Origin of the sequence: Selenomonas dianae (assembly GCF_030644225.1) — a bacterium.
Taxonomy (GTDB): Bacteria; Bacillota; Negativicutes; order Selenomonadales; family Selenomonadaceae; genus Centipeda; species Centipeda dianae.
In genome coordinates this window covers 1,804,282-1,822,352 of the sequence record NZ_CP128650.1, presented here as the reverse complement: position 1 = coordinate 1,822,352, position 18,071 = coordinate 1,804,282, and the positions used below count along the sequence as shown (strand labels likewise).

General features: G+C 54.6%; 19 protein-coding genes, 3 tRNA genes, 1 pseudogene and 1 riboswitch. Of the genes and pseudogenes, 18 read left to right on the top strand and 5 right to left on the bottom strand.

Annotated features, from left to right (window positions below):
• From dhaM to QU667_RS11605, 11 genes are all read left to right on the top strand, one after another.
• Positions 1 to 387, top strand: coding sequence for a dihydroxyacetone kinase phosphoryl donor subunit DhaM (gene dhaM, locus QU667_RS08895; protein ID WP_304986837.1), 387 nt, complete (start codon positions 1 to 3; stop codon positions 385 to 387).
• A gap of 37 nt (positions 388 to 424) precedes the next feature.
• A riboswitch (FMN riboswitch) is annotated at positions 425 to 565 on the top strand.
• Positions 566 to 872: 307 nt separating this feature from the next.
• Positions 873 to 1,973, top strand: a complete 1,101-nt coding sequence (gene ribD / locus QU667_RS08890) for a bifunctional diaminohydroxyphosphoribosylaminopyrimidine deaminase/5-amino-6-(5-phosphoribosylamino)uracil reductase RibD (protein WP_304986836.1) — start codon at positions 873 to 875, stop codon at positions 1,971 to 1,973.
• 9 nt (positions 1,974 to 1,982) lie between these two features.
• Entirely contained in the window at positions 1,983 to 2,618 is a 636-nt protein-coding gene (locus QU667_RS08885; RefSeq protein WP_304986835.1) for a riboflavin synthase, read from the top strand.
• Between the two features lie 242 nt (positions 2,619 to 2,860).
• On the top strand, positions 2,861 to 4,078 hold the full coding sequence (locus tag QU667_RS08880; RefSeq protein ID WP_304986834.1) for a bifunctional 3,4-dihydroxy-2-butanone-4-phosphate synthase/GTP cyclohydrolase II: 1,218 nt from the start codon (positions 2,861 to 2,863) through the stop codon (positions 4,076 to 4,078).
• A 13-nt stretch (positions 4,079 to 4,091) separates the two neighbouring features.
• The gene (locus QU667_RS08875) at positions 4,092 to 4,709 is read left to right on the top strand and encodes a DJ-1/PfpI family protein (protein WP_304986833.1); all 618 of its coding nucleotides are present in this window, start codon (positions 4,092 to 4,094) and stop codon (positions 4,707 to 4,709) included.
• Between the two features lie 12 nt (positions 4,710 to 4,721).
• A complete protein-coding gene (gene ribH, locus QU667_RS08870) occupies positions 4,722 to 5,186 on the top strand; it encodes a 6,7-dimethyl-8-ribityllumazine synthase (RefSeq protein ID WP_304986832.1) in 465 nt (154 codons plus the stop codon).
• A 4-nt stretch (positions 5,187 to 5,190) separates the two neighbouring features.
• Complete coding sequence (gene yfcE, locus QU667_RS08865; RefSeq protein ID WP_304986831.1) at positions 5,191 to 5,754, top strand: phosphodiesterase; 564 nt, start codon at positions 5,191 to 5,193, stop codon at positions 5,752 to 5,754.
• Positions 5,755 to 5,762: 8 nt separating this feature from the next.
• A complete protein-coding gene (gene hslO, locus QU667_RS08860) occupies positions 5,763 to 6,668 on the top strand; it encodes an Hsp33 family molecular chaperone HslO (protein WP_304986830.1) in 906 nt (301 codons plus the stop codon).
• Positions 6,665 to 7,384, top strand: coding sequence for a M48 family metallopeptidase (locus tag QU667_RS08855; RefSeq protein WP_304986829.1), 720 nt, complete (start codon positions 6,665 to 6,667; stop codon positions 7,382 to 7,384). Before hslO ends, QU667_RS08855 begins: the two co-directional genes overlap by 4 nt.
• A 94-nt stretch (positions 7,385 to 7,478) precedes the next feature.
• Positions 7,479 to 7,766: a type II toxin-antitoxin system RelB/DinJ family antitoxin gene (locus QU667_RS08850; protein WP_304986828.1), complete on the top strand. Its 288-nt coding sequence runs from the start codon at positions 7,479 to 7,481 to the stop codon at positions 7,764 to 7,766.
• On the top strand, positions 7,753 to 8,031 hold the full coding sequence (locus tag QU667_RS11605) for a Txe/YoeB family addiction module toxin (protein WP_343749045.1): 279 nt from the start codon (positions 7,753 to 7,755) through the stop codon (positions 8,029 to 8,031). The genes QU667_RS08850 and QU667_RS11605 overlap by 14 nt, the downstream gene beginning before the upstream one ends.
• 219 nt (positions 8,032 to 8,250) lie before the next feature.
• Here QU667_RS11605 and QU667_RS08845 read toward each other — a convergent pair whose 3' ends face one another.
• A complete protein-coding gene (locus tag QU667_RS08845) occupies positions 8,251 to 8,799 on the bottom strand; it encodes a beta-class carbonic anhydrase (RefSeq protein WP_304986827.1) in 549 nt (182 codons plus the stop codon).
• A gap of 68 nt (positions 8,800 to 8,867) precedes the next feature.
• Positions 8,868 to 9,059, bottom strand: coding sequence for a 50S ribosomal protein L28 (gene rpmB, locus QU667_RS08840; RefSeq protein WP_304986826.1), 192 nt, complete (start codon positions 9,057 to 9,059; stop codon positions 8,868 to 8,870).
• Between the two features lie 285 nt (positions 9,060 to 9,344).
• Between rpmB and codY the strand changes: the two genes are divergently transcribed.
• From codY to QU667_RS08815, 5 genes are all read left to right on the top strand, one after another.
• Positions 9,345 to 10,175: a GTP-sensing pleiotropic transcriptional regulator CodY gene (gene codY / locus QU667_RS08835; RefSeq protein WP_304986825.1), complete on the top strand. Its 831-nt coding sequence runs from the start codon at positions 9,345 to 9,347 to the stop codon at positions 10,173 to 10,175.
• A gap of 119 nt (positions 10,176 to 10,294) precedes the next feature.
• Positions 10,295 to 10,369: transfer RNA gene (locus QU667_RS08830), tRNA-Glu, on the top strand.
• Positions 10,370 to 10,374: 5 nt separating this feature from the next.
• Positions 10,375 to 10,451 (top strand) — tRNA-Asp (locus QU667_RS08825).
• Between the two features lie 11 nt (positions 10,452 to 10,462).
• A tRNA-Phe gene (locus QU667_RS08820) sits at positions 10,463 to 10,538 on the top strand.
• An 86-nt stretch (positions 10,539 to 10,624) separates the two neighbouring features.
• Entirely contained in the window at positions 10,625 to 11,236 is a 612-nt protein-coding gene (locus QU667_RS08815) for a DedA family protein (RefSeq protein WP_304986824.1), read from the top strand.
• 56 nt (positions 11,237 to 11,292) lie between these two features.
• On the opposite strand, the gene brnQ is transcribed toward QU667_RS08815, so the two are convergent.
• From brnQ to QU667_RS11600, 3 genes and pseudogenes are all read right to left on the bottom strand, one after another.
• The gene (brnQ, locus tag QU667_RS08810) at positions 11,293 to 12,588 is read right to left on the bottom strand and encodes a branched-chain amino acid transport system II carrier protein (RefSeq protein ID WP_304986823.1); all 1,296 of its coding nucleotides are present in this window, start codon (positions 12,586 to 12,588) and stop codon (positions 11,293 to 11,295) included.
• Positions 12,589 to 12,755: 167 nt separating this feature from the next.
• Positions 12,756 to 13,682, bottom strand: coding sequence for a site-specific integrase (locus QU667_RS08805; protein ID WP_304986822.1), 927 nt, complete (start codon positions 13,680 to 13,682; stop codon positions 12,756 to 12,758).
• Between the two features lie 93 nt (positions 13,683 to 13,775).
• Positions 13,776 to 14,054: pseudogene (locus QU667_RS11600) on the bottom strand (hypothetical protein); the annotation flags it as partial.
• 288 nt (positions 14,055 to 14,342) lie between these two features.
• Here QU667_RS11600 and QU667_RS08800 point away from each other — a divergent pair.
• Positions 14,343 to 16,871: a type I restriction-modification system subunit M gene (locus QU667_RS08800; RefSeq protein WP_304986821.1), complete on the top strand. Its 2,529-nt coding sequence runs from the start codon at positions 14,343 to 14,345 to the stop codon at positions 16,869 to 16,871.
• Complete coding sequence (locus QU667_RS08795) at positions 16,864 to 18,066, top strand: restriction endonuclease subunit S (protein ID WP_304988442.1); 1,203 nt, start codon at positions 16,864 to 16,866, stop codon at positions 18,064 to 18,066. The genes QU667_RS08800 and QU667_RS08795 overlap by 8 nt, the downstream gene beginning before the upstream one ends.
• The last annotated feature ends 5 nt before the right edge of the window (positions 18,067 to 18,071 follow it).

Here is an 18,071-nt window from a genome sequence, read left to right as displayed (position 1 = left end):
ATGGTCGGACTTGTGATTGTAACGCACAGCGCGACACTCGCGCACGGCATCGCCGAGACCTGCCGGATGATGGCAAAGGACGCACACATTGCGATTGCGGGCGGCATGGAGGACGGCGGTTTCGGGACGAGCTATGCGCGGATCGTTGCGGCGATCAATGCGGTGTACGGCGCGGATGGCGTTGTCATTCTCGTGGACGCGGGCAGCTCCATCCTCACGGTCGAGACAATCCTTGAGGAGATGTCGGAGCGTCGTCTGCGCGTGGCAGACTGCCCCGTGGTTGAGGGCAGTGTTGTGGCGGCGATTACTGCGGTCTGCGGCGGCAGCCTCGATGAGGTCGTCCGGCGTGCGGAGGAAACGCGCGGCGCGGTCAAGATTGACGATTGACAGTACGAATCCATAGTGTTACAATAGCAGATGAACGATGCTCTTTGAGGCGGGGTGCAAATCCCCACCGGCGGTACAGCCCGCAAGCCACTCGTGAGAGCGGCACGATTCGGTGAAACTCCGAAGCCGACAGTGAAGAAGGCAGCTGCCTTCGCAGTCTGGATGAGAAAAGGCGCGTCTATGAAAGGAAGCACAGATAAGATGTTATCAGTGCGTTCTTGGGACGATTTATGTGCCGCCGGAGGAGGATTCTTCCGGCGGCATTTTGTTTTTGCAAATTGTGTTGTGCTCCCAAGCGAACCTTAGTGGAGCAAGTGAGTAAAGTGCGGGGTACGCCCCGTCGGATTTCTTTCGTTCAAGCGAAGCGCGTTTAAGAAGTCCGACGGTATTTAAGCGTACAAGCGCACGATCACTTGCGCAACTAAGCGTTCGCGGGGAGTACAACATCAACCTGCCAAGACGGCATAGAACAGAACGGGATTGCTATGAACGACATTGACGAATCCTATATGCGCGAGGCTCTGCGGATCGCGGAGTACGCGCGCGGGCGTACGGCGCCGAACCCGCTCGTCGGCGCGGTCATCGTACGGGATGGCACGATCATCGCGAGTGGGTGGCATCGTGCGGCGGGCGAGCCGCACGCGGAAATTCATGCGCTACGGATGGCGGGGGAACTCGCACGCGGCGCGACCCTCTATGTGACGCTCGAACCGTGCGCCCATCACGGGCGTACGGGGCCATGCGCTGAGGCGGTGATTGCGGCGGGGATCAAGCGCGTGGTTGTTGCGCTCTGTGATCCGAATCCGCTCGTTGCGGGACGGGGGCTTGTCCTTCTCAAGGAGGCGGGCATCGAAGTTGTAACGGGCGTGTGTGAGGCAGAGGCGCGGCGACAGAATGAGGTGTTCCTCAAGTGGATCACGCAAAAACGCCCCTTTGTGACGCTCAAGACGGCAATGACGCTCGACGGCAAGATCGCAAGCCATACGGGCGCATCGCAGTGGATCACGGGGGAGGCGGCACGCGCACGTGTGCATATGTACCGTGACGAATACGACGCCATTCTTGTCGGGATTGGCACGGTTCTCGCTGACGATCCGAGCCTTACCGCGCGTCTGCCGGATGGTACGGGGCACAGTCCCCTGCGCATCGTGCTCGACAGTGAGGGGCGCACGCCGCTCGATGCAAAACTCGTGACGGACTGTGCAGCACCGACCTTGATCGTCGTGAGTGAACGTGCCGATCAGCGGCGCGTCAGGCTTCTTCATGCGTGCGGTGTGGAAACGCTGACACTCGGTGCGGAGCGTGTGGACATCGCCGCTCTGCTTGACTACCTCGGTGCGCGTGAGATCACATCGCTTTTTGTCGAGGGCGGCGGGACGGTCAACTGGTCATTCCTCGCGGGCGGCTATGTGGACAAGGTGCACGCCTTTATCGCCCCCATGCTGATGGGAGGCGCGTCGGCAAAAACGCCTGTGGGCGGCACGGGCTTCGACAGCCCACAGACAGCGCTGCACCTGCATGATGTGAGCGTCGAGCAGATGGGCGCGGACATCCTTGTCACGGGCTATCCGTGTGCGGCAGAGTGAGGGGGCGGAATGTTTACAGGAATTATTGAGGAGGTCGGCACATTTGGCGGACTTTCGGGCGGCAATATTGCCATCGGTGCAAAGCTCGTTCAATCGGACGCGCACATCGGCGACAGCATCGCCGTCAATGGGATCTGCCTTACGGTGACACAGTTCGATGCGCACGGATTTCGTGCGGCGGTCATGCCGGAGACGATTCGGCGCACGTCACTCGCGGGGCTGACCCACGGTGCGCCGCTCAATCTTGAGCGTGCGCTGCTCCCGACGACGCGTCTGGGCGGACACTTTGTCAGCGGGCATATCGACGGCGTGGGCGAGATCGCGGAGATGCGCGCGGAGGGCAACGCTATTTTGATGACAATTTCTGCTGATACGGAGATCCTGCGCGGGATTGTCGAGAAGGGTTCGGTCGCTCTCGATGGGATCAGTCTTACGGTCGCGGCGGTAGGAACAGCGGATTTTACCGTCAGTCTGATTCCGCACACACGCACGGTGACGAATCTCGGTGCGAAGCGCGTGGGCAGTCCGCTCAACATCGAGACGGACATTCTTGGGAAATATGCGCTGAAACTCCTCGGCGGCGAAAATGCTGCTGCATGGGGCGCAGGGCTTACACGGGACTTCCTTTTACAGCATGGATTTTAGACAACATGGTGTAATAGGCGTTCTCTCTGCGGTGCAAGTCCCACGCGAACGCCTCGTTGCGCAAGTGATCGCGTGCTTGTACGCTTAAATACCGTCGGACTTCTTAAACGCGCTTCGCTTGAACGAAAGAAATCCGACGGGGCGTACCGCACGCTTTACTCACTTGCTCCACTAGGGTTCGCTTAGGGACATCGCACCGCAGGCATTTGCAGGAATACAGTCAAATTCTTAGGAGAGATAGTATGTCAGATTTTGCAACGATTGAACAGGCAGTCGAGGACATCAAAAGCGGCAAGATGGTCGTTGTCGTGGACGATGAGGATCGCGAAAACGAGGGCGATATTATCGTCGCCGCCGAGACGCTCACGCCGGAGCATATCAATTTTATGGCGACAGAGGCACGCGGACTGATCTGTACGCCGATTGCGGGCAGCCGCCTTGATGCGCTTGAGATCGGGCAGATGGTGAAGAACAATACGGATAATCATGAAACGGCATTCACGGTCAGCGTTGACGCGCACGATACCACGACGGGCATCTCGGCATTCGAGCGCTGTCATACGGTGAAGATGCTGATCGACCCTCAGGCAAAGCCCGCGCACTTCCGCCGTCCGGGACACGTATTTCCCCTGCGCACCGTTGAGGGCGGCGTTCTGCGTCGTGCGGGACACACGGAGGCGACCGTTGACCTCGCACGGCTTGCGGGCCTGTTCCCTGCGGGTATGTGCTGTGAGATCATGGCGGACGACGGGCATATGATGCGTACGCCCGAGCTCAAGAAATTTGCAAAAAAGCACGGGCTGAACATTATTACCATCGCCGACCTCATCGAGTACCGCAAGCATACGGAGACCTTTGTCCACTGTATCTCAAACGTGGATTTCCCGAGCAAATACGGGCATTTCCGTCTGTTGGCGTACGAGAACACGCTCAACAGCCGTTGTGATCTCGCCGTTGTCAAGGGGGAGGTGCACGGCAAGGAGAACGTGCTCGTGCGCGTGCACTCGGAGTGTCTGACGGGCGATGCGCTCGGCTCGATGCGTTGTGACTGCGGCGATCAGCTCGCGGCGGCACTGCGCCAGATCGAGGCGGCGGGCGAGGGCGTCGTCCTCTATGTGCGGCAGGAGGGGCGCGGCATCGGGCTCGCGAACAAGATGCGTGCCTACGCCTTGCAGGATCAGGGGCGCGACACGGTCGAGGCGAACGTCGAACTCGGCTTTGCGCCGGATCTGCGGGACTACGGGCTAGGGGCGCAGATTCTCGCCGACCTCGGGCTTTCGACCATCCGCCTCATGACGAACAACCCTGCGAAGCGTGCGGGGCTTGAGGGCTACGGGCTGAAGATCGTCGAGCGCGTGCCGATTGTCATGCACGCAAATGAGTTTGACCGCAAATATATGACGGTGAAGAAGGAAAAGATGGGACATATCCTCAGTGATGAGGAATTGGGGAACGCATGAAAGGAATCGGACGATGAAAACGGTTTTATTGGTTCTTCTGGAGCAGTATGCGGATTGGGAAGCGGCGTATGTATCGACGGGGATTCATATGCTTGGGCAGGGAAAAATCGTGGTCAAGACAGTTTCCCTTTCGGAAGAGCCTGTAGCCTCCATCGGCGGCATCCATGCGACGGCGGATTATACGGTGGATTCTGCACCGAAGGATTACGATGCTCTGCTGCTCATCGGTGGGCTGTGTTGGCGTGAAGAGCGTGCCCGGCAGATAATCCCGCTGGTCGAGCACTGTGTGAACAGCGGCAAAGTGCTTGGTGGTATTTGTGATGCGGCGGCATTTTTGGCATCCATCGGTGTACTCAACTCGGTTAAGCATACCGGCAACCGCTTGTCTGCACTGCAAGAGTGGAAGGGGACGAAGTACAAGGGCGCAGAGAACTATCAGGCGAAGCAGGCGGTTTTCGATCAGAACATCATTACGGCAAACGGTTCTGCACCTCTTGAATTTGCCGGAGCAGTTCTGACTGCGCTTCATGTCGCTGAGGAAACTATGATTGAGGATTGGTATGTCCTGCATAAGCTAGGATATTATAATACATCGGCGCACAATCGTTTTGTGAAGATGATGGAGGAGTAAGGAGCAAATCATATGGCGAACATCATTGAGGGCTATATCAGCGGAAAAAATCTCAAATTCGGCATTGTTGCCGCACGGTTCAACGAGTTTATTGTCGGGAAACTTGTGAGCGGTGCACTCGATACGCTCCACCGTCACGAGACGGCAGACAGCGATATTGACGTGGCGTGGGTGCCGGGTGCGTTCGAGATCCCGCTTGCGGCAAAGAAGATGGCGGAGAGCGGCAAATATAACGCGGTACTCTGTCTTGGTGCGGTCATTCGCGGCGCGACAACACACTATGACTACGTCTGTAACGAGGTGTCGAAGGGCGTGGCGCAGGTTGGGCTTCAGACGGGCGTACCGACGATCTTCGGCGTGGTGACGACGGAGAACATCGAGCAGGCGATTGAGCGCGCGGGCACGAAGGCGGGCAACAAGGGCGCGGATGCGGCAATGGCGGCGATGGAGATGGCAAGTCTCCTCGGAAAGCTGTGAGTAGATGAAGATCGGTATACTCAGCGACACGCACGGGCATGAGGGCGCATGGGTACGCGCCTGTGAAAAATTCTTCACGGGCGCGGATCTGATCCTTCATGCGGGCGATGTTGCCTACCACGGACCGCGCAACCCGATGAAGGAGGACTACAATCCGATGGGGCTGATCGAGCGCATCAACGCATCGGAGATCCCCGTCGTCATCGCCAAGGGCAACTGCGACTCTGATGTGGATGCGAGCTGCCTTGAAGTCCCTCTCATGTCCCCCTATGCCTACGCCTTTTGGGAGGGACGGCGCATCATCGTCACACACGGCGATGCCGTCATGACCGATGCGGAAAAGGATCGGATGGCGCAGCATCTAAAGGCGGATCTCTTTATCAGCGGTCACGTCCACATCAACGTGCTTGAAAAACGCGGCAATACCGTGTTCCTCAATCCCGGCTCTGCTGCGCTCTCGAAGCGTCCCGACGGACGGAATACCGTTGCCGTCCTTGAGGATGGTACGATACGGATTTTTGACATAGATACGGGCGATGTTCTGCACGAACTCGCGCTCGATTGGTAAGGATACATATGGATCAACTCATTAAGGCGACGGCGGCAAATGGAGAGGTGCGTGCGTTTGCGGCGGTGACGACGGATGTGGTCGCCGAGGCGATGCGGCGACACGACTGCTACCCCGTTGCGGCGGCGGCACTCGGGCGCACGATGACGGGTGCACTGCTCCTCGCTGCGAATCTCAAGAACAAGGAATCTGTTACGATCAAATTCAAGGGGGATGGGCCGCTCGGCACGGTGACGGCGGATGCGACAGCAGACGGCTCTGTGCGCGGTTCTGTCGATCATCCGCACGTCAATTTGCCGCTGAATGCGCTCGGCAAGATTGACGTGGGCGGCGGCATCGGTGCGGGGATTCTCTCGGTCACGCGTTTCACAGGGCTGAAAGAGCCTGTGACGGGCAGCGTGGATATTGTCAGCGGCGAAATCGCCGACGATCTCATCAACTATCTCTACACCTCCGAGCAGACACCGTCCTCCATCGGGCTTGGCGTGCTCGTCAGCCCTGAACTGAAATGCCTCGGCGCGGGTGGATTCTTCCTTCAACCCCTGCCGGGGGCATCGGAAGAGGTAATCGACCGCATCGAGGAGAACCTGCGGGGCATCTCCTCCGTCTCCCACATGGTCGAGGAGGGCTTGGATGCTGCGGGCATCATCGGCAGGGTTCTCGGCGGGTTCGGCGATGTGAAGATCCTTTCGGCCACCGACCTCGCATTTCGCTGCAACTGCTCGAAGAACTACATCACCGACCGTTTGCTGACGCTCGGCGAGGCGGATCTGCGTGCACTGCGCGACGACGGCAGGGCAGAGGTGAAATGCCATTTCTGCAACGAGATGTACACATTTGACAGCGAGGATCTGAGCGTGATCTACAACGTCGCGCAGAAAATGCGCACGATGCGTGCGCGTGGGCAGCTGTGAGGAAGCGTGTGCGGGTCGTACGGGAGCAGCACACCACGTTTGACGGGATTCCCGCGCTCATCCGCTATAAGAATATCAAGAACCTCTACCTTCGCGTCCGCGACGGACACATCGAACTGAGCGTACCGCAGCGGATAACACAGAGAGAACTTGCGAATTTTGTCAGCCGCAGACGTGCATGGATCGACGATCGTCTGCGGCTTTTGCGCGTGCGTGCGGAGAGGCCTGCGCCGCAGTACGCGGAGGGTGAGCGGATACGCCTTTGGGGACAGGAATATACCATTCGATGTCAAACGCTTCCGTGCGGCAAAGCATATGCGCAGTGCGAGGGCGATGTCATTATCCTTCACGTTTCCAAATGTGCGGATGTGGACGTACGCCGTGCGGCAATCGAGGCACTCTACCGTGTGGAACTCGCGGCGGCGATTGAGCGCGAAGCGCCCGTATGCGAGAACATCGTCGGCAAGCGTGCCGCACGCTGGCGCATCCGTGCGATGACAACGCGCTGGGGCAGCTGCAACGTCCGCACAGCGGCGATTACGCTGAACCTCCAACTCGCACAGTACGATGTGCGTGCGCTGCGCTACGTTATCACGCATGAACTGACGCACCTCTGGGTGCGCGGGCACGATTCCCGTTTCTATGCACGTATGGACAGATATTTTCCGGATTGGCAGAACGTGCGGCGGGAATTGAACGAATGTGAATTGATATGATAGCATATGAATAGAAATGAAAATAATCGTTGACTTTTTCATCTAGCTATGATAAAATCAAAATAAATCAAATGACAAATAGAAAGGAGCGATCATGGCTCAGGCAATGGTTAGCTTCCGCATGGATGCGGAATTGAAAAAAACAACAGAGGAGATCTGCAAAGGGATGGGACTTACGTTGACATCGGCATTTACGATGTTTGCGGCAAAGGTGTCACAGGAAAGGGCAATACCGTTTAAGGTAGGATTGCCCCCGATTGATCCATTCGATTCAGAGGAAAATTTATCGCATATCGAGCGCTCGCTTGACCAGCTTGACCGTGGAGAGGGGATTGAAATGTCTATGCAGGAATTGGAGGGATTTATGAATGCCGTTACATAGTAAGTTTATACTGTCGCCCGAGGCGAAGGCTGATTTGGAATACTGGAAGCGTGTTCCGGCACCGAAAACGGTGGAACGTATCATGAAGTTGATTCGAGATACCATTGCAAATGGTTACAGGGGGATTGGACGACCCGAGCCGTTGAAGGAAAATCGCTATCGTGGCTGTTGGAGCAAGCGCATTGACAAAGAACATCGGTTTATCTTTCGCATTCGAAATAATACCTTGGAGATTGTTTCCTGTCGAACGCACTACGGAAAATAAGCGGAAGAAGATATTGGACTAATACATGGACAATGAAACGAGGGTACTGCACATTGCAGTACCCTCGTTTGTGTTGTTTAGGGAATCACTGATAAAATAGACCTTCGGGTTGGTACAGATTTTGTCTTGTCGAGGAAATAAACCCGACGCATAGCAAGGAGGATGTGGAGGATTTGTTGACGAGGGGAGGATGGGAACGATGAGCCGGTGAGGTTGAATTTACTTCGCCGCGCCGACTTTCTCCGCTTCCTCGCAGACAATGAGCCGTCCCGTATGCACGTCATAGATATAGCCGTGGATCACAATGGAGGCAGGGACGAGCGGATGCGTCCGCAGACGGCGCACATCGCGCACAAGGTTCTCCTCGATCGTACCGCTGATCGGCATGAAGTCGATGTAATGCGCCTCAGTCGCGTCAATCCCGTGTACATGGGCATCCGACGCGAAGAGCTCCCGTGCCTCCTCGTTTGTAAAGCCCATCATCCCGCAGTGTGTGTGTTGAATCACGAACCATTCCTTTGTCCCGAGCATCTTGTAGGAGATGAGGAGGGAGCGGATGACATCGTCCGTCACGCGCCCGCCCGCGTTGCGGATCACGTGTGCATCGCCCTTTGCCAGTCCCGCAAACTTCGCAGGATCAAGGCGGCAGTCCATACAGGTGACAATGGCGATGTTTCGCGCCGGATGATGCGACAGACCTCCCTTGTCGCCGAAGGTTTCGACGTAACGTGCATTTGCCGCATGAATCTCTTTTACATTTTTGTCCATCCAATCATCCCTTCCTCAATTATAGAAAAAACCGCCCGACAGACGGACGGTTTCCTCTATGCACTTGCTTACACGGCACGCTCGACGTTGCCGGAACGCAGGCAGCGCGTACACACATTGACGTGTTTGACCTCACCCTTCACAAGGGCGCGGACACGCTGAATATTCGGCTTCCACTTGCGCTTCGTCTTTACATGGGAGTGGCTCACATTGTTGCCGCTCATCGCCCCTTTGCCGCAGACCTCGCATACACTTGCCATTGCTACACCTCCTCGACGCGCACTTCACTCAAGTCACGCGCAATACCGTGATATTATACTATGATTCCATCCATTAGGCAAGACACTAAAAATATTTTTTATATAAAATCGTATGAGCCTATCGAACGATAACAGGATTTTATCATTAAAAGATGAAAAACATTCAAGTTTTTCTTGATATTTGGAAAAAATGTAGTATTATGTTTATAGAAGGAAAAATGTCTTTATACGGGGTGTGGTTATTTGACGGGCTGTGCGGACAGCTTGAGAAAGAGGGGGATTCAGATGATTACATTGCTGGGAAAAACACGGCAGATCAATCGTCTGCTTCAGCGCTCGGAAAGCGTTGAGTACGATGGGATCTCACGCGTGTTGAGCAATGTCCTTGAGGCGAACGTCTACATTACCGACGAGGGCGGAAAAATTTGCGGATATGCCCTGTTCGATGATGACGATGACCTCATGGTGAACGAAGTGATTGAGTTGGGACAGTTCCCACGGAAGTATGTCGACTGGCTCAACCGTTTGGAGGAAACGCACGCCAATATTCGCGTGGATGCGGACGGCGTTTCCTATGAGAAAGAGATGGCGGAACTTTTCTCCGGACAGAACATGGTCGTCACACCGATCTACGGCCCACGGCGCAGACTGGGGACACTCGTCGTGGCAAGCGGAAAGAAAGAGTTTGGAGATCCTGACCTTCTGCTCTGCGAGTACGGTGCAACCGTGGTCGGTATGGAGATGCTGCGCGATGCTGCACAGAAAAGTGAGGTTGAGGCGCGTCAGCGCGAGGCGGTACGCATTGCTGTGGAAACACTGTCGTACTCCGAGCGCAAGGCGGCGCACGCGATTCTACAGGAGCTCGCGAGCCAGGGGAAGTTCGAGGGTCGACTGATCGCCTCGCGCATCGCCGACGAGGCGAAGATCACGCGCTCGGTCATTGTCAACGCGCTGCGTAAATTCGAGTCTGCGGGGGTCATTGAGTCGAAGTCGCTCGGCATGAAGGGGACATTCGTGCGTGTCACGAACTCCTACCTCATGGAGAAGCTGCCCGAACTTGAGGAGTATGCCGCTGATGTCCAGTGGGCGAACCTCGGCAGCGGCGTGAGCCTCTGAGAACGTCGATACTATAACATAAATAAAAGTAGTTGACAAGCGGTCAAAAATCTCATATAATCACTTTCGTGAGTGTGCGGCGGATGCCCTTGAGGGCTCTCCGCCGCCTTCATGAGTTTGGCGCGTTGGTCAAGTGGTTAAGACACCGCCCTTTCACGGCGGCTTCACGGGTTCGAATCCCGTACGCGTCACCAGATACGGCCCGGTAGTTTAGTTGGTTAGAATGCCGCCCTGTCACGGCGGAGGTCAGGGGTTCAAGTCCCCTTCGGGTCGCCATTTTTCCTTTTGCCTCGGTAGCTCAGTTGGTAGAGCAGGGGACTGAAAATCCCCGTGTCAGTGGTTCGATTCCGCTCTGAGGCACCACGTTGTTGTCAAATCTCCAGTACAGATGTGCACTGGGGATTTTTTTGTAGGGTTTCATGGGATAGGGGCGCAAAGGAGATTTTGCCGTGGAATACTTCTCTCAGATGTTTCTCTCGTTTATCGCGTCGTGGGGCTATGTTGCCGTCGCCGTGCTCATGGCGGCGGAAAATGCGTGCATTCCGATTCCGAGCGAGCTGATCCTCGGGTTTGCGGGCTACCTCGTTTCTGCGGGACATATGACCTTCTCGGGTGCGCTGCTTGCAGGGATGATCGGCGGGCTTCTTGGCTCGGTTTTTGCCTATGAGGTCGGTGCACGCGGCGGGCGTCCGTTCGTGGACAAGTATGGGAAATACTTCTTCATCAAAAAATCCCACGTCGATACGGCACAGGATTGGTTTGACCGCTATGGCCTCAAGGCGGTGTTCTTCAGCCGTATGCTGCCCGTGATCCGCACATTCATCTCGCTGCCGGCGGGATTTGCGCGGGTTGATCCGAAGCGGTTCTTCACCTACACCATCGCGGGATCGCTCCCGTGGACGGCGGCGATCCTCTACGCCGGACTGATGCTCGGCGAGAACTGGACGGATCTCATGGCGTACGGGCATGAGGCGAGCCTCATCTTTGTTGTATGCTCTGCTATCGCCATCGTCTATTTCTATCTCAAATGGAGGAAGAAGCAGCAGCGTCATTTGCGCTGAAACACAAAAAACGTCATCTGCACGAAGAGCTCATGCAGATGACGTTTTTTCTTTCTTTATGCCTCCTCCGCCGGCGTGGGCGCCGTCCGGAACAGCGAAACTCCGAAGCCGATGAGTGCGCCGACGATGGCAGGGCAGACCCAACCCATCATAATCGCGTAGAACGGGATGTACTCTACGAGCAGCGCGTGGAGCGGTGCGCTTGAGAGCCCTGCTGCGTGCAGACCGTCGAGCAGCGAGAAGACAAGCGTCAGCGCCATTGCACACCGATAGATGCTCCTGCGCCAACCGATCCAGCGGTCGAATAGGGAGAGAATGACGAACACGATGACGAGCGGATAGATCACGACAAGGAACGGAACGGCAAGCGCAATGATCTGCGTCAGCCCGATATTCGACGCGGCAAAGCTGAAGAGAATCGAAAACAGAAGCAGCCGCTCATACGAGATGCGCCCCTTCAGCAGCTTGTTGAAGAACATCGCCGCGCTTGAGGTGATGCCGCAGCACGTTGTCAGGCACGCGAGCGCGATGATGACGGCAAGCAGGAGATTGCCCGCAGAGCCGAAGAAGATGCCGACTGCGCCCGAGAGAATCTGACCGCCGTTCTCCGAGTGACCGAGCACGGATGCGCTCGTTGCGCCGATGTAGGCGAGCGATCCGTAGACCATCGCCATGAGCGTCACCGTGATGAGCCCGGAGATGAGACACGCGGCACCGATGGCACGGCTGTCCGTGATCCCACGTAGGCGCACCGCATTCGCCACAAGCGCACCGATGGCGATCGAGGCGAGCAGATCCATCGTCTGGTAGCCGTCCTGAAAGCCCTGTGCATATGGCGCGTCGATGTAGCTGCCCGTCGGTTGGAGCACCGTTCCGAGCGGCGCAAAAAACGCCTGCACAAAGAGGATGAACAGCACGAGCAGAAGCGCCGGTGTCAGCATCTTGCCCACGCGGTCGATGATCTTGTTCGGGTTCCGCGCGAGATAGTAGGATGTCCCGAAGAATATCGCCGTATAGATGAACTGCGCAAGCGTAAGGTTTTCCTCACCGAGGAAGGGACGGATACCGATCTCGAACGAAACTGCACCCGTGCGCGGCATGGCAAACAGCGGCCCGATGATGAGGTAGAGGATGACGAGCAGTGCCGTCGCAAAGAGCGGCCACGTCTTTGCACGCAGCAGCGGGACATACTCGCCGCCCGCAAGAGCAATTGCCGTGATGCCGAGCAGCGGCAGCCCGATGCCTGTCGTCATAAAGCCCAGCATGGCGAGCATCGTGTGCTCACCCGCCGCCTGACCGAGGGCAGGCGGGAAGATAAGATTGCCCGCGCCGAAGTAGATGGAAAACATCATAAAGCCGAGTGTCAATAGGTCTTTCTTTTTGAGTGCGTTTATGGCAGTTCCCTCCCCAAACATAGATACAATAGAATAACAAGGAAAAAAATAATATCCCCCATTATTGCAGAATAAATCGCTCCTGTCAAATGTTTTGGTGCTTGACCGCGTGAAATTGTTGACGGTCAGGTAAGCCCCGAGAGCGACCGCATGACGAGATCAATGTCCTTGTTCTCCAACTCCTGAATAATGTGCAGGTAGGTCTTTTGTGTCGTCGTCATACTTGAGTGTCCCAACCTCCGTGCAACACTCGCGATGGAAACACCCGTGAAGAGAAGAAGTGAGGCGTGCGTGTGGCGCAGCCCGTGAATGGAGATCACAGGGATGCGGCACGCGCGGCAATGGCGGCTGAGGACATCGTTCACCGTAGAGTTATAGACCTTGGTGCGGATGAAGATGGGGGCGTCTGCGGGGCAGTGCTTGACCAGCTCGGAGAACTGAATGACCGTCTGCCAGTCGATCTGGATTTTACGCACAGACGAGCGGTTTTTCGTCGGCTGAAAACCGCTATTTCCCTTGTAGTCCCATGTCTTGTTGATGGATAATGTCTGATGTGCAAAGTCAAAATCATTGGGGGTGAGAGCAAGCGCCTCGGAAAAGCGCATTCCCGTCTTTGCGACCAGAAGGATGAAATAGTCCCAGTTCACACGATCCTTTAGCGTAAGCGAGCCGAGGAGCGTATGCAGTTCGAATTGGTTGAGATATTTGATCTTTTTCGCGGTCGGCTGCCGTCCCTTGATGATCGCCTTGCGTGTCGGGTCACGTTCGATCAGCCCTTCGTCCACGGCATCGAGAATCGCACCCTTGAGCTGGTGGTGGAAGTCCATCGTCGTCTGCCGCTCGTGAAACTCCGCATAGTCGTTGAGCAGCTGCTGATAGGCAATGCGGTTCATCTCTCTGACCTTCAGCGCGGGGATGAGCTTCACGAGCCATTTGTGTGTCATGAGGTACTTGTCCATCGTCACCTTTCGGATCGCGCCCTTTTTGTAGACTGCAATCCATTTTGCATAATATACATGGAACTGCATCTCGGATGAAACGGCTGTAAACATAAAATCTCCTCCATTTCTGTCGGGAAAACACTTACGCTGATGAAGGGTGATAAGATGGTCGAGGTGATCCAAATAAGCGCCTATTTTTCGTTGTTCTGCCAACGTTGGCAAAGAGATTGCCCCCATACACAACTTATCATAGTAAAAATATAGGCGCACTCCGCCTTCCTGTAGACGAAGAATCATCTTTCGAAAATCATATGACTTAAACCAATGCCAAAGAAAGCGATCATCCACCTCGTCAGTCGTTTTGAATACTTCATAGAGGGAGCTGACTATCACATTTTTCGCGGTGTTCTGGTATCCAATCGAACCGACGTTGATTCGGGCAGGGTTGTAGGCAAAGGATTGCGGCGACACAATAATATACATCCGTTTATCTGCATCCCGCATCGTTCCACCGTTCTCGAATTTCTCGTCTTGCGGCATGAACCCATTTTCATTCGTTATCGAATAACTCTCATATGGAAGATTCTCCCGATTCTTTTCTCCCGCTGAATAGGTTATATCCGAGAACTCACGCTGTTCCCAAGCGGTACGAAGTCTATTTTCGCAGAAAAATTTTCGATAAGGGAACGCGGTATACGTATTTTATGGATATTTATGATATAATTATCGTATGAATGCCGTTTTTATGGTGGAAAAGAACAGGGAAGTGCGATGAACAAACAAAAGCTTGCACAGTATATATGGGCATCGGCGAACCAGATGCGCGGTACGATTGCCGCAAACACCTATAAAGACTATATCCTTGCCTTTATTTTTTACAAATATCTCTCCGATTATGAGATCAGCTTCCTAAAGGCGAACGGCTACGATGATGCCATGATCGCGGATGAGGTAAATGAGGCAGATACTTCTTTGGTTCAGTTTGTGCAGAACAACATCGGCTATTTCATCGCGCATGAACATCTCTATGCCACATGGCTTGCGATGCGCAATGATTTCGATGTGTCCAATGTCAGTGATGCACTCGCCGCATTTAACCGCCTCATCTCGCCGACACATACCAAGGTCTTTGAGAAGATCTTTGATACACTGCAGAGCGGTCTGTCGAACTTCGGCAACAGTTCCGGTGCGCAGACCAAGGCAATCCGCAGCCTCCTCGCACTCATCAAGGACATCCCGACGGACGGGAGGCAGGGCTACGACGTACTCGGCTTTATCTATGAGTACCTTATCGGTATGTTTGCGTCCAATGCCGGAAAAAAGGCGGGGGAGTTCTACACACCGCATGAGGTCTCTCTGCTCATGTCCGAGATCATCGCACGGCACCTGCAAGAGCGAAATACAATCCAAATCTATGATCCGACGAGCGGTTCCGGCTCGCTCCTCATCAACATTGGCAGGAGTGCATCGAAATATATGTCCCCCAACGCCATTAAATACTATGCGCAGGAACTTGAGAAAAGCACATATGATCTTACCCGTATGAATCTCGTCATGCGCGGCATCAGCCCCGCCAACATCGAGGTGCGCAATGCGGATACGCTTGAGGAGGATTGGCCCAACGACCCTGCGAAGCCGTATGAGCCGCTCTACGTCGATGCCGTCGTTTCCAATCCGCCCTACTCAAAGGCATGGGATCCGTCCGACAAGGAGCATGACCCGCGTTATGTGCGCTTCGGACTTGCGCCGCGTGGCAAGGCGGACTATGCGTTTCTCCTGCACGATCTGTACCATCTGAGACCCGACGGCATCATGACGATTGTCCTGCCGCATGGCGTTCTCTTTCGCGGTGGTGAGGAGGGGACGATACGGAAGAATCTCATCGAGGAAAACCACATTGATGCCATCATCGGACTGCCGCCGAACATCTTCTTCGGTACGGGGATCCCGACCATCATCATGGTGCTGCGTCAGCAGCGCCCGCATACCGATGTTCTCATCATCGACGCCGCCAAGGGATTCGTCAAGGAAGGGAAGAACAACAGGCTCCGCGCCTCGGACATCAAGCGCATTGTGGACGTGATCGCCCGTCGTGCGGATGTGGCACGCTTTGCACGCGTTGTTTCGCGTGATGAGATTCGCGCGAACGAGTACAACCTCAACATCCCGCGCTATGTGAACTCTGCCGAACCCGCCGAACAGTGGGATGTGTATGCGTGTATGTTCGGCGGGATTCCCCGGACGGAACTCTCGGCAATGGAGCCATATTGGCGGACACTGCCGACACTAAAATCCGCGCTCTTTCATGATGCGGATGCGCCCTATGTGCGGCTTGCCGTAGATCATGTGCGGGATGCCATCGAGTGTCATGCGGATGTACGTGCATTCGCGCAGAGCATCCATGCGGCACTGTCCTCCTATCCCGGCGTTCTGCGCAGTGTGCTGATGGATGGGATGGCGCAGGTTGACATCGCACGTGCGGAGGCACAGCTGGGGGATGCGCTTTTCGCGTGCCTTGCTGATGCGCCTCTCATCGACCCGTATGCCGCCTATCAGATGCTCGACGAGGCGTGGGAGCATATCGCCGTTGATCTTGAGATGATACAGACGGAGGGCTTTTCTGTTGTGCGGGAGGTGGATATGGAGGAGCAGGACGGCCGTATCATCCCTTTTGCGCTCGTGCAGAGAACACTGCTCCGCACAGAGGTGGATGCCCTGCAGGCGATGCGGGAGGAGTTGGCGGAGATCCCGAATGCGTATGCGGACATCCTCGAAAATATGAGTGCGGATGAGCGTGAGGAATGCGCGGAGATCCTGAGCGAGGAGGGAGATGCGTTCCTTTCGAAGGAGGTCACGCGCAAGGAAAAAGAACTGCACAAGGACAACCGTCTTGCGTTTGGCGCATTGTGCCGGATCGTGGACAACGTGAGTGCGGTCATGAAGCGGGAAAAGAAACTCAAAAAGGAGATCAGAGAAGCGGAAGCGGCACTCACGGCAAAGACAAAGGCGTGCATCGAGCAACTTTCCGATGATACGGCGCGTGATCTGCTTGAAAAGAAATGGATTGTTCCACTGGTGGAGGACTTGCAGAGCCTCCCCGCGACGGTCATCAAGGAAGCAGTACACCGTATCGAGGTACTGCAAAATAAGTATGCGGTCACATTCTCCGCCATCGAGGAGGAGATACGGGAGACGGAGACGGCTCTCGCGCAGATGGTCGATCTGTTGGAGGGGAGCACATACGACCGTCATGGACTGGATGCGTTCAAAGCACTGTTGATGGGTGAACAAAATGGATAAAACAAGAACAACGCCCGCAATCCGTTTCAAGGGATTTACAGACGCTTGGGAACAGCGTGAGTTGGGGGAGATAGTGCAAGTCACGATGGGACAATCGCCGGACGGAAACACATATTCCAACGAACCGAACGGCTATATTTTGATACAAGGGAATGCGGATTTACAAAATGGTTGGGTAGTACCAAGGGTATGGACAACACAAATAACAAAAATTGCGGCATCCGGAGACTTAATCATGAGTGTTCGAGCACCTGCGGGTGCAATGGGAAAAACCGCCTATCATGCGGTGATTGGTCGAGGAGTTGCTGCAATCAAAGGAAATGAGTTCATCTACCAGTTGCTTGTCAAAATGGATTCTGATGGATTTTGGAAGACCTATTCATGCGGGTCTACGTTTGAGTCACTGAACTCCGACAATGTAAAAAAAGCAGAGATTTCTGTTCCAAAAAGTGAGGAACAACACGCCATCGGCAGCTTTTTCTCACAGCTCGACCATCTTATCACCCTTCATCAGCGTAAGTATGATAAACTTCAAAACATCAAGAAGTCGATGCTCGAAAAAATGTTCCCAAAAAATAACAGCAAATTTCCGGAGATCCGTTTTCGCGGATTTACCGACGCTTGGGAACAGCGTGAGTTGGGGGAGATAAGTGATTCTCTTGAATACGGGCTTAATGCTGCGGCAAAAAGGTTTGATGGGAGAAATAAATATTTAAGGATTACAGATATTGACGATACAACCAGAAGTTTTATGCACACAGATATAACCTCGCCCGATTGTGATACAACCTACGCAGGAAAATATCAACTGCAAAAAAATGAAATTGTCTTTGCCAGAACAGGGGCGAGTGTTGGGAAAACCTATATTTATAACCCGTCAGACGGTTGTGTTTATTATGCCGGCTTTTTAATTAGAGCAAGAATCAGCCCCCCATATTCAGCTGAGTTCGTGTTTCAAAATACACTTACAAAAGAATATGACAAATTCGTTCAAGTGACTTCTCAACGCTCTGGTCAGCCGGGAATAAATGCACAAGAGTATTCTTCATATAAAATAATTATGCCCGAACAGCAGGAACAACACGCCATCGGCAGCTTTTTCTCACACCTCGACCATCTTATCACCCTTCATCAGCGTAAGCTCGAAAAGCTGCAAAATATCAAAAAGGCAATGCTTGAAAAGATGTTTGTCTGAACGGG

What these genes read in the sequence shown, in the direction of transcription:
- dhaM (WP_304986837.1), top strand. Translation starts at nt 1, where the DNA reads ATGGTCGGACTTGTGATTGTAACGCACAGCGCGACACTCGCGCACGGC.
- ribD (WP_304986836.1), top strand. Translation starts at nt 873, where the DNA reads ATGAACGACATTGACGAATCCTATATGCGCGAGGCTCTGCGGATCGCG.
- QU667_RS08885 (WP_304986835.1), top strand. Translation starts at nt 1,983, where the DNA reads ATGTTTACAGGAATTATTGAGGAGGTCGGCACATTTGGCGGACTTTCG.
- QU667_RS08880 (WP_304986834.1), top strand. Translation starts at nt 2,861, where the DNA reads ATGTCAGATTTTGCAACGATTGAACAGGCAGTCGAGGACATCAAAAGC.
- QU667_RS08875 (WP_304986833.1), top strand. Translation starts at nt 4,092, where the DNA reads ATGAAAACGGTTTTATTGGTTCTTCTGGAGCAGTATGCGGATTGGGAA.
- ribH (WP_304986832.1), top strand. Translation starts at nt 4,722, where the DNA reads ATGGCGAACATCATTGAGGGCTATATCAGCGGAAAAAATCTCAAATTC.
- yfcE (WP_304986831.1), top strand. Translation starts at nt 5,191, where the DNA reads ATGAAGATCGGTATACTCAGCGACACGCACGGGCATGAGGGCGCATGG.
- hslO (WP_304986830.1), top strand. Translation starts at nt 5,763, where the DNA reads ATGGATCAACTCATTAAGGCGACGGCGGCAAATGGAGAGGTGCGTGCG.
- QU667_RS08850 (WP_304986828.1), top strand. Translation starts at nt 7,479, where the DNA reads ATGGCTCAGGCAATGGTTAGCTTCCGCATGGATGCGGAATTGAAAAAA.
- QU667_RS11605 (WP_343749045.1), top strand. Translation starts at nt 7,753, where the DNA reads ATGCCGTTACATAGTAAGTTTATACTGTCGCCCGAGGCGAAGGCTGAT.
- QU667_RS08845 (WP_304986827.1), bottom strand. Translation starts at nt 8,799, where the DNA reads ATGGACAAAAATGTAAAAGAGATTCATGCGGCAAATGCACGTTACGTC.
- rpmB (WP_304986826.1), bottom strand. Translation starts at nt 9,059, where the DNA reads ATGGCAAGTGTATGCGAGGTCTGCGGCAAAGGGGCGATGAGCGGCAAC.
- codY (WP_304986825.1), top strand. Translation starts at nt 9,345, where the DNA reads ATGATTACATTGCTGGGAAAAACACGGCAGATCAATCGTCTGCTTCAG.
- brnQ (WP_304986823.1), bottom strand. Translation starts at nt 12,588, where the DNA reads ATGATGTTTTCCATCTACTTCGGCGCGGGCAATCTTATCTTCCCGCCT.
- QU667_RS08805 (WP_304986822.1), bottom strand. Translation starts at nt 13,682, where the DNA reads ATGTTTACAGCCGTTTCATCCGAGATGCAGTTCCATGTATATTATGCA.
- QU667_RS08800 (WP_304986821.1), top strand. Translation starts at nt 14,343, where the DNA reads ATGAACAAACAAAAGCTTGCACAGTATATATGGGCATCGGCGAACCAG.
- QU667_RS08795 (WP_304988442.1), top strand. Translation starts at nt 16,864, where the DNA reads ATGGATAAAACAAGAACAACGCCCGCAATCCGTTTCAAGGGATTTACA.